Consider the following 16,808-nt stretch of genomic DNA (forward strand, 5'->3'; position numbering starts at 1 on the left):
TTCTCGTTTCCTAAGTTAAAAGTCCGACCCACCAATAGACCGGACCGAACCTTCATTTAGATTAAATTCTAGATTCAATAATAGCCTGCGCCACATTGTTAGGCGCCTCAGAATAATTGAAGAACTCCATTGAGTATGAAGCACGACCTTGTGTTTGTGAACGCAAATCAGTTGCGTAGCCAAACATTTCTGAAAGCGGCACTTTTGCACGTATTATTTTAACACCTGCTACGCCATCTTCCATACCTTCGATCATGCCGCGGCGACGATTAATGTCGCCAACTACATCACCCATCCAGTCTTCTGGAGTAGTCACTTCAACTTTCATTGTGGGTTCAAGCAACACCGGATTTGCTTCTGCGGCGCCTTTTTTGAAACCCATAGAGCCGGCGATCTTAAACGCCATTTCAGAAGAGTCAACATCGTGGTACGAACCATCAAACAAAGTAACCTTTACATCTAGTACCGGGAACCCTGCAAGAACACCACTTCGCATCTGCTCCTGAATTCCTTTATCGACCGCTGGAATGAACTCTTTTGGTACAACACCACCGACGATTTCGTTCACAAATTCGTAGCCTGAACCTTCTTCCTGAGGCTCAATGCGTAGCCATACATGACCAAATTGGCCGCGGCCGCCTGACTGACGAACGAACTTCCCTTCCACTTCAACAGATTTACGAAGGGTTTCGCGATAAGCAACCTGTGGGTTACCTACGTTACATTCAACTTTAAATTCGCGCTTCATGCGGTCGACAATGATATCAAGGTGTAGTTCACCCATACCTGAGATAATTGTCTGACCCGTCTCGTCATCAGTTTTAACTTTAAACGACGGATCTTCTGCCGCAAGCTTGCTAAGGGCAATGCCCATTTTCTCTTGGTCAGCCTGAGATTTAGGCTCAACCGCTATTGAAATAACAGGGTCAGGGAATTCCATACGCTCTAACGTGATAACGTTATTAGGATCGCAAAGCGTATCACCCGTGGTTACATCTTTAAGGCCGATAGCAGCGGCAATGTCACCTGCGCGTACTTCTTTAAGCTCTTCGCGGTCTTTCGCGTGCATTTGCACGATACGCCCGAAGCGCTCACGTTTACCTTTTACTGGGTTATATACAGTATCGCCCGTGTTAACCACACCTGAGTAGCAACGGAAGAACGTAAGCGTACCCACAAATGGGTCGGTCGCTATTTTAAACGCTAGCGCTGAGAATGGCTCATCGTCGCTTGAATGACGCTCTGCTTCAGTCTCGTCTTTATCGTCAAGCACACCTGTAATGGCTTTAACTTCCGTTGGGGACGGTAGGTAGTGAATTACAGAGTCTAGTACTGCCTGAACACCTTTGTTTTTGAAGGCACTGCCACAAGTGGCAAGAACAATTTCGTTGTTCAGTGTACGCGTGCGAAGACCTAAACGGATTTCTTCTTCAGTCAGCTCTTCGCCTTCTAAATACTTATCCATCAGCTCATCAGACGCTTCTGCAGCCGCTTCGATCATTTCGGTACGGTACTGCTCAGCGGTATCAAGATATTCAGCTGGAATGTCTTCATAGGTAAATGTCATACCCATGTCGTCTTCATTCCAGTTAATGGCTTTCATCTTCACAAGGTCGATGACGCCATGGAAATTCTCTTCAGCGCCCATGTTGATTTGAATCGGAACACAGTTTGCGCCTAAACGCTTGCGGATTTGACCCACAACACGTTCAAAATCAGCGCCAGCCCGGTCCATTTTATTAACGAACACTAGGCGTGGCACTTGATATTTGTCAGCCTGTCGCCAGACTGTCTCTGATTGAGGTTCTACCCCAGAAGACCCACAGAATACAACTACTGCACCGTCTAATACACGTAATGAACGCTCTACTTCTATAGTAAAGTCTACGTGTCCAGGGGTGTCGATGATGTTAATTCTGTGCTGATCGAACTGTTGCTCCATACCAGACCAGAAACAAGTCGTTGCAGCAGACGTGATAGTAATACCACGCTCCTGCTCTTGCTCCATCCAGTCCATGGTAGCAGCACCATCGTGCACTTCACCGATTTTGTGAGACAGCCCTGTATAAAACAGGACTCGCTCTGTGGTCGTGGTTTTACCCGCGTCCACGTGAGCCACAATACCAATATTGCGATAACGCTCAATCGAGGTCTTACGAGGCATAAATCTCTCTCAGTTAAATAACGTTGATTACCAACGGTAGTGAGCAAACGCTTTGTTTGCTTCGGCCATACGGTGAACGTCTTCACGTTTCTTAACCGCTGAACCTTTGTTATCTGCTGCGTCTAGCATTTCAGCCGCTAGGCGTTGTGCCATAGACTTTTCGCCACGTTTACGTGCAGCTTCTACCATCCAACGCATACCTAGCGCGTTACGACGAACTGGACGTACTTCAACTGGAACCTGATAAGTTGAACCACCAACACGACGAGACTTAACCTCTACTGTTGGGCGGATGTTATCAAGCGCTTCCTCGAAGATATCTAGGTGTGCTTTGCCGGTTTTTTCAGCAACAATATCAAGCGCACCGTAAACGATTCTTTCAGCGACTGACTTTTTGCCGTCGAGCATTACGACATTCATGAATTTCGCAAGCAGTTGTGAACCAAATTTTGGCTCTGGTAGGATTTTACGTTGACCTACGACTCTTCTTCTTGGCATTTTCTATTCTCCGTATGAATTCAGGGAAAACCCAAAACTCTTAAACTTCAGTTTGGCCTTACTAACGGAGAACCGTTAAGATTTAGGCTTCTTCGCGCCGTACTTAGAACGGGCTTGTCTACGATCGTTTACACCTGCGCAGTCAAGAGTACCGCGAACTGTGTGATAACGAACACCTGGTAGATCTTTAACACGACCACCACGGATAAGTACTACACTGTGCTCTTGTAGGTTGTGACCTTCACCACCGATGTATGAAGAAACTTCAAAACCGTTAGTTAGACGTACACGACATACTTTACGTAGTGCAGAGTTTGGTTTCTTAGGCGTAGTAGTATATACACGAGTACATACACCACGTCTTTGTGGACAAGCTTGTAGAGCAGCTACGTTGCTTTTTTCAACGGGCTTTCTACGCGGCTTGCGCACTAACTGGTTAACTGTTGCCATTAACTAGCTCCTGATTAAAAACTACGAAAACCCAATCACTGTGATTGGGTCCATATTAATGCGATTAATTGTTTAATCGCGCTTGTTTGTGAACATTGTGCTCGTCAATATTCACTGAGCGCTGATACGAAAAACCGCGACCGTTTATCGAGCCATTTGATGGCTATCCAAAATCGGGTCGCGGAATATTAAAGATCATCGCTCTGACTGTCAAGGTGTACAAAGCTTAAGCAGTTAATTTATCTGCAATCTGTACAACTTGACTGCCAAATTGTTAGGAGTACGTTAACGTACTCCTATGATCTTGCCTCATTCGGCAGTATCTTCGTCTGCACCAGCATTAAGCGCTTCGGTTAGTGCCTGTTCTGCTTCAGCAGCAGAAACTGACATTTCTTCGATTTGCTCTTTGCGTTTTTGTGCACGGCGTTCATGGTAAGCGAAACCGGTACCCGCTGGAATTAGACGACCAACGATTACGTTTTCTTTCAGACCGCGTAGGTCATCTTCTTTACCTTGAACCGCAGCTTCAGTTAGAACACGTGTTGTTTCTTGGAACGATGCCGCTGAGATAAATGACTCAGTAGACAGTGACGCTTTAGTGATACCAAGCAGCTGTGTTTCGTACTGCGCTGGGATCTTACCGTGTTTTTCAATTTCACGGTTAGCCACTTTAACGTTCGATACTTCAACCTGTTCACCTTCAAGGAACTGCGTATCGCCTGGATTAGTGATAATACACTTACGTAGCATCTGACGGATAACTACTTCGATGTGCTTATCGTTAATCTTAACACCCTGTAGACGGTAAACTTCCTGAACTTCGTTCACGATGTAGTTTGCTACAGCTGAGATACCACGTAGGCGTAGGATATCGTGTGGAGACTCTGGACCATCAGCGATAACTTCGCCTTTTTCCACTTTCTCACCTTCGAACACGTTAAGCTGACGCCACTTAGGAATCATCTCTTCGTACGCGTCACCCTCAGCAGGCGTTATTACAAGACGCTTCTTACCTTTGGTCTCTTTACCAAAGCCGATAGTACCTGAGATTTCTGCAAGAATAGCAGGCTCTTTAGGCTTACGTGCTTCAAATAGGTCCGCAACGCGCGGTAGACCACCCGTGATATCACGAGTCTTCGAGCTTTCCTGAGGAATACGTGCTAGCACGTCACCTTCGTTAGCCACTTTGCCTTCTTTCGCTTCGATGGTAGTGAAGCTTGGAAGACGAATTTCTTGAAGACCGAACTCGTCGCTTTCAAGAATTAGCTTAGGCTCTTTAGAGTTTACTTTCGCAAGGTCTTTAACAACGATACGGGTTAGACCAGTAAGCTCGTCTTGCTGCATTTCAGTGTTAGAGTCATCAATGTCTGCGAAGCTGATCTTAGCTGCACGTTCAGTGATGATTGGGTGACTATGCGGATCCCAGTTAGCAACAACGTCGCCAGCTGCAATAGTTGCACCGTCATCCACGCTAAGTACAGCACCGTAAGGTACTTTATAGCGCTCTTTCTCACGGCCTTGCTCGTCGATAACAGTAAGTTCTGTTGAACGAGAAACGATAACCACTTTGCCGTCAGAGTTACGTACGAACTTCGCGTTGTGTAGCTTAAGGCTACCCGCAGTCTTAACTTGTACGCTGTTCTCAGCAGATGCTCTTGATGCCGCACCACCGATGTGGAACGTACGCATGGTAAGCTGTGTACCTGGCTCACCGATTGACTGTGCTGCAATAACACCAACCGATTCACCGCTACCCACCATGTGACCACGTGCAAGGTCACGACCGTAACACTTAGCACAAACACCGAAGTCGTTGTCACAAGTGATTACCGAGCGAACCATGATTTGGTCAACTGAGTTAGCTTCAAGCATGTCTACTAACGCTTCGTCTAGAAGAACGTTACGCTCTACTAGTACTTCGTTAGTACCTGGCTTAAGTACATCTTCTGCTACCACACGACCTAGTACACGCTCGCGTAGTGGCTCAACAACGTCACCACCTTCGATTAGTGGTGTCATTTGAACACCTTCGAATGTGCCACAGTCGTCGTTAGTGATTACCAAGTCTTGTGCAACGTCTACTAGACGACGCGTTAGGTAACCCGAGTTAGCTGTCTTAAGTGCGGTATCCGCAAGACCTTTACGAGCACCGTGAGTTGAGATGAAGTACTGTAGTACGTTCAGACCTTCACGGAAGTTCGCCGTAATTGGGGTTTCGATGATTGAGCCATCTGGCTTAGCCATCAGACCACGCATACCAGCTAGCTGACGAATCTGAGCGGCACTACCACGAGCACCCGAGTCGGCCATCATGTAAACAGAGTTAAATGATGATTGCTCTTCTTCTTCGCCATCGCGGTTAATTACGATGTCAGTCTTAAGATTATCCATCATAGCCTTAGCAACTTTTTCGTTGGCATTTGACCAGATATCGATAACTTTGTTGTAACGCTCACCCGCGGTAACAAGACCGTTTTGGAACTGTTCCTGAATTTCAATAACTTCTGCTTCCGCTGCATCGATGATGTCTTTCTTAGCAGCAGGGATAACCATATCGTCGATACCAACAGACGCACCCGCGATCATCGCGTAGTGGAAACCGGTATACATGATTTGGTCAGCAGCAATTACTGTGTCTTTCAGACCTAGCGTACGGTAACAAGCATTCAATAGTCTTGAAATTTGCTTCTTGCCCATCGCTTGGTTGATGATTTCAAACGGCAGACCCTTTGGAAGGATCAATGAGAAAATCGCACGACCAACAGTCGTGTCAGTTAGCGTTACTTTCTCAGTTTTGTTGCCATCTTCATCGATGTCATATTCAGTAATACGTACTTTAACGCGAGAGTGAAGCTCAGCATTACCTGTACGGTATGCTTTTTCTGCTTCATTCGGGCTGGTAAATACCATGCCTTCGCCTAAGCCGTTTACCTTGTCACGCGTTAGGTAGTAAAGACCCAATACAACGTCCTGTGAAGGTACGATGATTGGCTCACCGTTCGCTGGTGACAGGATGTTGTTCGTTGACATCATAAGTGCACGTGCTTCTAGCTGTGCTTCGATTGTCAACGGTACGTGTACCGCCATTTGGTCACCATCGAAGTCGGCGTTGTACGCCGCACACACTAGAGGGTGAAGCTGAATCGCTTTACCTTCGATTAGTGTAGGTTCGAATGCTTGGATACCCAAACGGTGAAGTGTAGGTGCACGGTTAAGAAGTACCGGGTGTTCGCGGATAACGTCGTCTAGTACGTCCCAAACCTCTGGTGCTTCGCGCTCTACAAGCTTCTTAGCTGCTTTAATTGTAGTCGCAAGACCACGACCTTCAAGCTTACCGTAGATAAACGGTTTGAATAGCTCAAGTGCCATCTTCTTAGGAAGACCACACTGGTGAAGACGTAGCGTAGGACCAACGGTAATTACAGAACGGCCTGAGTAGTCAACACGCTTACCAAGAAGGTTTTGACGGAAACGACCTTGCTTACCTTTGATCATGTCTGCAAGCGACTTAAGTGGACGCTTGTTAGAACCGGTAATCGCACGACCACGACGTCCGTTATCTAGAAGCGCATCAACAGACTCTTGAAGCATACGCTTTTCGTTGCGTACGATAATGTCTGGAGCAGCTAGGTCTAGAAGACGCTTAAGACGGTTGTTACGGTTAATAACACGACGGTATAGGTCGTTAAGGTCAGACGTTGCAAAACGGCCGCCATCTAGTGGTACTAGAGGACGTAAATCTGGTGGAAGTACCGGAAGAACCGTCATGATCATCCACTCTGGCTTGTTGCCAGACTGTTGGAATGACTCAAGTAACTTAAGACGCTTAGTAATTTTCTTACGCTTAGTTTCAGAGTTGATTGAAGGCAGCTCTTCACGCATAGCCGCTACATCTGCGTCTACGTCAAGTACCGTTAGAAGATCGAATACTGCTTCAGCACCCATCTTCGCATCAAACTCGTCACCGTGCTCTTCAAGTGCATCCAAGTATTCTTCTTCGTTAAGAAGTTGGCTACGCTCAAGTGTAGTCATACCTGGCTCTGTAACCACGTATGATTCAAAGTAAAGTACACGTTCAATATCACGAAGTGTCATATCAAGCATAAGGCCGATACGAGACGGAAGTGATTTAAGGAACCAGATGTGTGCAACCGGGCTAGCTAGCTCGATGTGACCCATACGCTCACGACGTACTTTAGTCAGTGTAACTTCAACGCCACACTTCTCACAGATAACACCACGGTGCTTAAGGCGCTTGTACTTACCGCAAAGACATTCATAGTCTTTAACCGGACCAAAGATACGCGCACAGAACAGACCGTCACGCTCAGGCTTGAACGTACGGTAGTTAATTGTTTCAGGCTTTTTAACTTCACCAAATGACCATGAACGGATCATGTCAGGTGAAGACAGACCAATTCGAATATTATCGAATTCTTCGGTCTTGTTTTGTTGCTTTAGAAACTTTAATAAGTCTTTCACATTACTCTCCCAGCGGAGTCAGTCTCTAGAACCCGGCGCAAGCGCCGGGCCATCTCATAACATTACGCGGCGATTGCCGTATTACTTTTCTTCAAGCTCGATGTTGATACCCAACGAGCGAATTTCTTTAAGTAGTACGTTGAATGATTCTGGCATGCCAGGTTCCATTCTGTGGTCGCCATCGACGATGTTCTTGTACATCTTGGTACGGCCGTTAACGTCATCTGACTTAACAGTAAGCATTTCCTGAAGGGTATATGCTGCACCATATGCTTCCAGTGCCCACACTTCCATCTCACCGAAGCGCTGACCACCGAACTGTGCTTTACCACCAAGAGGCTGCTGTGTAACAAGGCTGTAAGAACCGGTAGAACGCGCGTGCATCTTGTCGTCTACTAAGTGGTTCAGTTTCAGCATGTACATGTAACCAACCGTAACTGGACGCTCAAACTCGCGACCGGTACGACCGTCGAACAATGAAATCTGACCGCTTTCTGGAATATCAGCAAGCTTCAGCATTTCTTTGATTTCAGATTCACGAGCACCATCGAACACAGGCGTTGCAATTGGAACACCCTTACGAAGGTTTTCCGCTAAGCGACGTACTTCGTGGTCTGTGAAGTTATCGATGTCAACTTCTTGGTGATTTTCACCAAGCTCGTACACCTTCTTCAAGAACTCACGCAGTTCAGCCAGCTCACGCTGCTCTTTAATCATGCGATCAATCTTCACACCAAGACCGTGTGCAGCCATACCCAAGTGCGTTTCTAGGATCTGACCGATGTTCATACGAGACGGTACACCTAGTGGGTTAAGAACGATATCTACCGGCGTACCGTTAGCATCGTATGGCATGTCTTCTACAGGCTGGATAGTCGAGATAACACCTTTGTTACCGTGACGTCCGGCCATCTTGTCACCCGGTTGGATGTGACGCTTAACCGCAAGGTAAACCTTAACAATCTTAAGTACGCCAGGCGCTAGGTCATCACCTTGTGTGATCTTACGACGCTTAGTTTCAAACTTCTTATCGAAGTCCGCTTTAATTTCAGCGTGTTGATCGGCGATTTGGTCTAGCTCTAGCTGTGCATCTTCGCTGTTAAGTGCAATTTCAAACCACTTTTCACGCGGTAGGCTGTCAAGCTTAGCTTGGTCAACACCAGCACGTAGAAGTGCAGTTTGCGCACGAGCAAAGATACCGTCTGCAAGAATTTCGAACTCGTCAGTAAGGTCTTTCTTAACCTGACGTAGCTGCATGTCTTCGATTTCTAGCGCGCGCTTGTCTTTCTCTACACCGTCACGGGTAAATACTTGAACGTCGATTACGGTACCGTGAACAGAGTTAGGTACACGTAGAGACGTATCTTTAACGTCAGACGCTTTTTCACCGAAGATTGCACGTAGTAGTTTCTCTTCTGGCGTAAGCTGAGTTTCACCTTTAGGCGTTACTTTACCTACTAGGATGTCACCGCCTTTCACTTCCGCACCAATGTAAACAACACCTGATTCATCAAGCTTGCTTAGTGCAGATTCACCCACGTTCGGAATATCAGAAGAAATCTCTTCTGGCCCAAGCTTAGTATCACGAGCGATACAGCTAAGCTCTTGAATGTGGATTGTAGTGAAACGGTCTTCCTGCGCTACACGCTCAGAAATAAGGATTGAATCCTCGAAGTTGTAACCATTCCACGGCATGAACGCAATGCGCATGTTCTGACCAAGTGCAAGGTCACCTAGGTCTGTCGAAGGACCGTCAGCTAGCACGTCACCAGTAACAATCGGGTCGCCAACGCTACAGGTAGGCTTCTGATTGATACAAGTGTTCTGGTTAGAACGCGTGTATTTAGTCAGGTTGTAGATATCGATACCTGCTTCACCTGGAAGCATTTCATCTTCGTCTACTTTGATTACGATACGGCTGGCATCAACATAGTCAACCACACCACCGCGCTTAGCAACTACAGTAACACCTGAGTCAACCGCGATAGTTCTTTCCATACCGGTACCAACTAGCGGCTTATCAGCGCGCAATGTAGGTACTGCCTGACGTTGCATGTTCGCACCCATAAGTGCACGGTTTGCATCATCGTGCTCTAGGAATGGAATAATGCTCGCAGCAATTGAAACGATTTGCTGTGGTGAAACGTCCATGTATTTGATGTCTTCAGTTGGCATCAACGTAGTTTCACCGCGGTGACGACATGGAATTAGGTCGTCTACCAACTCGCCATTCTCAGTCAGCGCAATGTTAGCCTGAGCGATTGCGAATTGACCTTCTTCAATTGCAGATAAGTAATCGATTTCGTCTGTTACCACACCGTCAACAATGCGACGGAAAGGTGTTTCAAGGAAACCGAAGTCATTGGTGCGCGCGAAGCTCGCCAATGAGTTAATAAGACCGATGTTCGGGCCTTCCGGCGTTTCGATTGGACATAGACGACCATAGTGAGTCGGGTGTACGTCTCGAACCTCGAAGCCTGCACGTTCACGCGTAAGACCACCCGGGCCTAATGCAGAAATACGACGCTTGTGCGTTACTTCTGATAGCGGGTTGTTTTGGTCCATGAACTGAGAAAGCTGAGATGAACCGAAGAACTCTTTAACCGCAGCCGAGATAGGCTTAGCGTTTATTAGGTCCTGTGGCATTACGTTGTCTAGATCGCCTAAGCTTAGACGCTCTTTAACTGCACGCTCAACACGTACAAGACCAACGCGGAATTGGTTCTCTGCCATTTCACCAACAGAACGGATACGACGGTTACCTAGGTGATCGATATCATCTACTTCGTCTTTACCGTCACGAATCATTATTAGCTGCTTCATTACAGAAATAATGTCTTCTTTATCTAGTGTGCCCGAACCAATAAGTTCTTCACGGCCTAGACGGCGGTTGAACTTCATGCGGCCAACAGAAGATAGGTCGTAACGTTCGTCAGAGAAGAACAAGTTATCGAACAAGGTTTCCGCTGCGTCTTTTGTTGGTGGCTCACCAGGACGCATCATACGGTAAATTTCAACTAGTGCTTCTAGGCGATTAGTTGAAGAGTCGATACGAAGTGTATCTGAAATATATGAACCGTGGTCAAGCTCGTTGATGTAAAGCGTTTCGAACTCTTTGATACCCGCTTGGCTTAGCGCCGCTAGGTTTTCAAGGGTAAGTTCTTCGTTCGCGCTTACAATAACTTCGCCAGTATCTTCGTTTACGTAAGTAGCAGCGTATACGCGGCCAATTAGGTAATCAGCTGGAACTTCTAGCTCATTAAGACCTGCTTTCTCTAATGCACGAGTATGACGTGCTGAGATACGACGACCAGTTTCAACAACAACGTTGCCTTCACCGTCAATGATGTCAAATGCAGCAGTTTCACCACGAAGGCGATCTGGAACCACTTCCATCATCAACTTGTCTTTGTTGATACGTACGCCAACTTTGTCGAAGAAAGTATCAAGGATTTCTTCAGACGTCATTTCAAGTGCGCGCAAGATAATAGTTGCAGGCAATTTACGACGGCGGTCAATACGTACAAACAGGTTATCTTTCGGGTCAAACTCGAAGTCTAACCACGAACCACGGTAAGGAATTACACGTGCGTTATAAAGCACTTTACCTGACGAGTGGGTTTTACCTTTGTCGTGATCAAAGAATACACCAGGTGAACGGTGTAGTTGTGACACGATAACACGCTCAGTACCATTGATAACGAACGTACCGTTCTCAGTCATCAATGGGATCTCGCCCATGTACACTTCTTGTTCTTTAATATCTTTTACGGTACCTGGGGCAGCGTCTTTATCGAACAACACTAACCGTAGTTTTACTCTTAACGGAGCAGAGAAAGTTACGCCACGAATTTGACATTCTTTAACGTCGAAAACTGGCTCTCCCAGGCGGTAGCTTACATACTGAAGCTCTGAACTACCTGAGTAGCTTTTAATTGGAAAAACGGAACGAAATGCTGCTTCCAAACCGTATTGAGCTTCCGGATCGGTCTCAATAAACTTTTTGAAAGAATCAAGCTGAATTGAAAGAAGGTATGGAATTTCCAATACCTGTGGGCGTTTGCCAAAATCCTTACGGATACGTTTCTTTTCGCTATAAGAGTAAACCATGGGTTCCTCAGCCTGCTGATTTATGACCCAACCTGCTGCAAAATGCTTTAAAACGCGTGCTATGGGCTAAAAGCTGCGTTTCAAATGGCGCACTAAGCAACAAACTTCCACAACCCTTTTTCGGGCAGATACACCAGCATACAACAAAATTTAACCAATTATTAGTTAACTTGTTGGATTTTTATGCTTTTTACGGGTATTTCCGAATGGCGCTTAAAGTAGTGTAACCAAGGGTTAGATTCTACACACTATACAGCGCAAAAAGGCTGGTGGTTCAAAAAACCACCAGCCTTGCCGTCTCAGGCAATAATCTGACTAGGTCAGATTACTTGATTTCTACTTCTGCACCAGCTTCTTCAAGCTCTTTCTTAAGTGCTTCAGCTTCATCTTTGCTTACGCCTTCTTTGATAGCTTTAGGAGCAGACTCAACTACTTCTTTAGCTTCTTTAAGACCTAGGCCAGTCGCGCCGCGAACTGCTTTGATAACTGCAACTTTGTTGCCACCGAATGAAGTCATTACAACGTCGAATTCAGTCTTTTCTTCTGCAGCAGCAGCGTCGCCGCCAGCAGCTGGACCAGCAACAGCAACAGCAGCTGCAGCAGATACGTTGAATTTCTCTTCAGCCGCTTCAATTAGTTCTACCAGTTCCATTACCGGCATTTCAGCGATTGCGTTTAAGATATCTTCTTTAGTTAGAGCCATGTTCTCTAAACTCCTGGGTATAAAATGTTAAAAAAATCAATATGCCAAAAACGCCAATTACTTGGTGTCTTTGACCGCCGCCAATACGCGCACAAACTTGCCAGGAACTTCGTTGATTGTTTGAACGAATTTCCCAACTGGTGCTTTGAAGGTTGCAAGTAGTTTCGCAAGCGCTTCGTCGCGGGTAGGTAGTGCTGCAACTGCGTCCAATTTCTCTGGACCAAGAAGACCGCTACCAATAGATAGTGCTGTAACTTTAAGCTTATCGTTAGTCTTACCGAAGTCTTTGAAAAGACGTGCCGCACCGCCTGGTGCGTCGATAGAGAAACCATAGATAAGCGGGCCAGTTAGGGCGCTGTCTAAGTCTGCAAATTGACTGTCTGCTAGAGCACGCTTTGCAAGAGTGTTACGTACAACTTTTAGGTATACGCCTTGCTCACGAGCTTTAACACGTAGTTCAGTCAGTTCTGCAACTTCCATCCCACGGTATTCAGCAACGGCTACGGATAGAGCGCGAGACGCAACTTCAGAAACTTCTGCTACGATCTCTTTTTTTGCTGCTAAACCTAGTGCCACTGAGTTCACCTCTTTGTATCTGATTTTGTGTGTAGTTACCTACTCACGCAATCAGGGTTCACAGATTGATACCAACCCTCATGGTTGATACCGCTCTACGGTGTTTGTTACCCCAGAGAGTCTGAGTCAAACCACCGTCTGCGCAGGTTGTTGTATTAAGCAGTGTGTTGACTGTGAAAGTTCTCTTACCTCTTTCACCACACCGCACCTGCGGTCTTGGACGGGAGCTGCTTATTAGCACTGCTAATTGTCACAGCTCCAACCCATAACCTTTAAGAGATTTCGACGAGCCTAAGCTCAGCGAAATTAAAGACCTACAGAAGCCTTATCAAGAGCAACACCAGCACCCATTGTAGTGCTTAGGCTGATCTTCTTGATGTATGTACCTTTAGCAGAAGAAGGCTTAGCTTTCTTCAGTGCTTCAAGTAGCGCTTCAAGGTTTTCTTGAATTTGGTTCGCTTCGAACGCAATCTTACCGATGCTAGCGTGGATGATACCGTTCTTATCGTTACGGTAGCGTACCTGACCAGCTTTAGCGTTCTTAACTGCAGTTGCAACGTCAGGCGTTACAGTGCCAGTTTTAGGGTTAGGCATAAGGCCACGTGGACCTAAGATTTGACCTAGTTGACCAACAACACGCATCGCGTCTGGGCTAGCAACTACTACGTCAAAGTTCATTTCGCCTTTCTTAACTTGCTCAGCTAAGTCGTCCATACCAACGATGTCTGCACCAGCTTCTTTCGCGGCTTCAGCATTTGCGCCTTGAGTAAATACTGCAACGCGAACGTCTTTACCAGTACCGTTAGGTAGTACAGTTGCACCACGAACGTTTTGGTCAGATTTTTTCGCATCAATACCAAGGTTTACAGATACGTCAACGCTTTCTGCGAACTTAGCAGTTGCTAGTTCTTTAAGAAGCGCTACTGCTTCGTTGATTTCGTACTCTTTAGTAGAGTCAACTTTGTCGCGTACTAGGCGAGCGCGTTTAGTTAATTTAGCCATTCGATTAGTCCTCTACGTTCAAGCCCATTGAGCGAGCAGAACCCGCGATAGTGCGTACCGCTGCATCTAGATCAGCTGCAGTAAGGTCTGGCTCTTTAGTTTTAGCAATCTCTTCCAACTGAGCGCGAGTAACTTTACCCACTTTTTCAGTGTTAGGACGGCCAGAACCACTCTTGATGCCCGCTGCTTTCTTAAGCAGGTAAGACGCAGGAGGAGTCTTAGTTTCGAATGTGAAAGAGCGATCTTCGTATACAGTAATTTCTACTGGAACTGGAGCGCCTTTCTCAAGACTTTCAGTTTTCGCGTTGAAAGCCTTACAGAATTCCATGATGTTTACACCGTGCTGACCTAGTGCAGGACCAACCGGTGGACTTGGGTTAGCAGCGCCAGCTGCAACCTGAAGCTTGATAATACCGCTTACTTTTTTAGCCATTTTACATGCTCTCTTGTTTGGGTCTAACGCCTCGCAAATACAGAGATTATTTGCTCAATCGGCTTCCCGTTTCCGTTTAAAAGGGCGCGCATTATATAAGGTGATTAAATGCTATGCAACCCTTGGAATGACTAAAAAACGATCTTTGAAGAAAAATAATAAAAAGAGTTGGCTTATAAATTTGCTTGTGGGCATTTGATGAATTGATTACGGCCAGTTTTTTTCGCTTGGTAAAGGGCTTTGTCTGCGCGCGATAACGCATTTTCTACACTAGTTGTTTTTGAAAGCGAAACGAAACCAGCGCTAGCGGTCATTCGTATGACAGAATCATCGGCGCTAACCACAAGGTTCCTAATCTCATCCATGGCCCTTTTTAAAAACAGTTCCGCATCGCTTTCATCACAGTTACTTAGTATGAGAACAAATTCCTCCCCTCCCCATCGTGCAACTATGTCAGCAGCCCTTGCCTCTGCTTCAAGGCACTTTGCAAAAGCTTTAATTGCTTTATCTCCGACATTATGCCCGTAATGATCATTTATCCGCTTAAAGTGGTCGATATCAAAAATAATAAGTACAGCATCCTCGCTACTCCGCTTCGTCGCGTTCCATTGAAAATCTAAAATTGAATTCAAAAAACGACGATTTTTCAAACCTGTTAATTCGTCAGTAGTCGCCTCCACCGACGCTAACATAGCTTGCCGGGCATGATTATATTGTTCTTCTCGAAGTGATATAAATCGTGAAAATAAGCGCAAAAGGTGTTCGTCTAATTGTATGAGTATAGCGGCAGGCTCTTTCGATTCTGCAAAGCGAAGTGCTGATAAATAACAAGGGATACCTCTTTCTGCGTTACTTGAATCATTTTTGAATGACAGCTGGATTGGAAATAATCCTGTTCTTGTTAACGCTAATTCGGCCATTTCAGTTATGTATTTAACACCGTATGATGTTGAAGATACTTCAAAAATTTCGTTAATATTAAGCGAATTCTTTGCCTCAGGAACCTTCATTTGAAACTGGCGATTAAAATCAGTGATGTGACCGGACAACGACAACAAAATAGCAGGTTCGGTAATATTGTCTAACACAGAACGGATACTTACATTGGCTGACAAATTATTAGTGTTAGCCGAAATACTCATTGACCCTACCCTCGAAATCGCCACTTGGCGTCAAATGGATAATGACATGACAATGCCCATCGCCGTTCGCAATCGTTTTATTTAATTCAACAGCAGCATAATCCAGTTCACTAGACACAATTTTCCCAAAAACATTAGCGGTCATGTTGCATAGCGGCTTTTTGTTTACTACGTTGGTACCAAAAGGGCACTTGGTATTCAAAAGTACGATGGCGTCTTTTGAAATCTCAGAAATCCTAAACTCGCCTCCAATCCTGCGTTTTAAATCCACTAAAACGTGTGCAATAGTCTCTATTGAAAGGCTCTCATTATTAAGTTCTTTTTTATACTGCTCGTAGATCAGAGCGCCTACTTTATCAGCAACCATACTGATAAAACTTTTTGATTCCTCAACGCCAATCACATCCTCTAGCAGCTTCTCTAACTCTAATATAATGGTTCGGTGAAATGAATGACCATTGAGATCAATGTTTTTACAGGAAATTCTATTAGCTACGCTATTGGCTATCATTTTACCTCCTCACTTTATACTTTAGTTCTAGATCATGGATGTAAAATAAGCAAAAAAAGGAGGACGTAAAGACTTACTGGAACGAATTATTGTGCCATCAGTCCACATGCGTTTGGTTTTGATACGCGCAAAAAAAAGCCCCTATGTAGTAGGGGCTTTTTCAAAACTGTGAAACAGGCAAGGCTTAGCCTTTTTCTACCTGACCAAATTCTAGGTCTACCGGTGTAGAACGACCGAAGATAAGTACCGACACTTTTACGCGGCTCTTTTCGTAGTCTACTTCTTCTACCACACCGTTGAAGTCTGCAAATGGACCGTCGGTAACACGAATAACTTCGCCTGGCTCGAACAAGGTCTTTGGTCTTGGCTTATCAACGTTTTCTTCAAGACGATTTAAGATAGCATCAGCTTCTTTTTGCGTGATAGGCATCGGACGGTCAGACGTACCACCGATGAAACCAAGTACACGAGGAACGCTTTTCACCAAGTGCCACGATTCTTCAGTCATCGCCATTTCTACCAAAACATAACCAGGGTAGAACTTGCGCTCAGATTTACGCTTTTGACCCGCACGCATTTCTACCACTTCTTCTGTTGGTACTAGTACCTGACCGAAGTAGTCTTCCATGTTGTGCATTTTGATGTATTCAAGCAGGGTCTTCTTTACGCGAGACTCATATTGCGAATAGGCTTGTACTACGTACCATCTTTTCTTTACTGCTTCTTCTTCAGACATA

General features: G+C 45.6%; 12 protein-coding genes. All 12 read right to left on the bottom strand.

Going from position 1 to position 16,808, the window contains the following annotated elements:
• Positions 1-61 precede the first annotated feature (61 nt).
• Positions 62-2,164, bottom strand: a complete 2,103-nt coding sequence (gene fusA / locus V7R55_RS18030; protein ID WP_334060627.1) for an elongation factor G — start codon at positions 2,162-2,164, stop codon at positions 62-64.
• A gap of 27 nt (positions 2,165-2,191) precedes the next feature.
• Positions 2,192-2,662, bottom strand: a complete 471-nt coding sequence (gene rpsG / locus V7R55_RS18035) for a 30S ribosomal protein S7 (RefSeq protein ID WP_014980519.1) — start codon at positions 2,660-2,662, stop codon at positions 2,192-2,194.
• Positions 2,663-2,737: 75 nt separating this feature from the next.
• Positions 2,738-3,112: a 30S ribosomal protein S12 gene (rpsL, locus tag V7R55_RS18040; protein ID WP_025257518.1), complete on the bottom strand. Its 375-nt coding sequence runs from the start codon at positions 3,110-3,112 to the stop codon at positions 2,738-2,740.
• Between the two features lie 309 nt (positions 3,113-3,421).
• Complete coding sequence (gene rpoC, locus V7R55_RS18045) at positions 3,422-7,594, bottom strand: DNA-directed RNA polymerase subunit beta' (protein WP_334060628.1); 4,173 nt, start codon at positions 7,592-7,594, stop codon at positions 3,422-3,424.
• Positions 7,595-7,675: 81 nt separating this feature from the next.
• On the bottom strand, positions 7,676-11,704 hold the full coding sequence (rpoB, locus tag V7R55_RS18050; protein ID WP_334060629.1) for a DNA-directed RNA polymerase subunit beta: 4,029 nt from the start codon (positions 11,702-11,704) through the stop codon (positions 7,676-7,678).
• Between the two features lie 325 nt (positions 11,705-12,029).
• Positions 12,030-12,407 carry a 50S ribosomal protein L7/L12 gene (gene rplL, locus V7R55_RS18055; RefSeq protein ID WP_015068303.1) on the bottom strand — a complete coding sequence of 126 codons (378 nt, stop codon included), beginning with the start codon at positions 12,405-12,407 and terminating at the stop codon, positions 12,030-12,032.
• Between the two features lie 57 nt (positions 12,408-12,464).
• Positions 12,465-12,983, bottom strand: a complete 519-nt coding sequence (gene rplJ, locus V7R55_RS18060) for a 50S ribosomal protein L10 (protein ID WP_118491686.1) — start codon at positions 12,981-12,983, stop codon at positions 12,465-12,467.
• Between the two features lie 306 nt (positions 12,984-13,289).
• A complete protein-coding gene (rplA, locus tag V7R55_RS18065; RefSeq protein WP_020744434.1) occupies positions 13,290-13,985 on the bottom strand; it encodes a 50S ribosomal protein L1 in 696 nt (231 codons plus the stop codon).
• A 4-nt stretch (positions 13,986-13,989) separates the two neighbouring features.
• Complete coding sequence (rplK, locus tag V7R55_RS18070; RefSeq protein ID WP_014951043.1) at positions 13,990-14,418, bottom strand: 50S ribosomal protein L11; 429 nt, start codon at positions 14,416-14,418, stop codon at positions 13,990-13,992.
• Positions 14,419-14,591: 173 nt separating this feature from the next.
• Positions 14,592-15,560 carry a GGDEF domain-containing protein gene (locus V7R55_RS18075; protein WP_334060631.1) on the bottom strand — a complete coding sequence of 323 codons (969 nt, stop codon included), beginning with the start codon at positions 15,558-15,560 and terminating at the stop codon, positions 14,592-14,594.
• Entirely contained in the window at positions 15,544-16,071 is a 528-nt protein-coding gene (locus V7R55_RS18080) for a methanogen output domain 1-containing protein (RefSeq protein ID WP_334060632.1), read from the bottom strand. The genes V7R55_RS18075 and V7R55_RS18080 overlap by 17 nt, the downstream gene beginning before the upstream one ends.
• Before the next feature lie 184 nt (positions 16,072-16,255).
• Positions 16,256-16,807 (bottom strand): transcription termination/antitermination protein NusG, encoded by a 552-nt coding sequence (gene nusG, locus V7R55_RS18085; RefSeq protein WP_179984807.1) that lies wholly within the window; start codon positions 16,805-16,807, stop codon positions 16,256-16,258.
• Position 16,808: the final 1 nt, after the last annotated feature.

It is taken from the genome of Alteromonas sp. S005 (assembly GCF_036864475.1).
Taxonomy (GTDB): Bacteria; Pseudomonadota; Gammaproteobacteria; order Enterobacterales; family Alteromonadaceae; genus Alteromonas.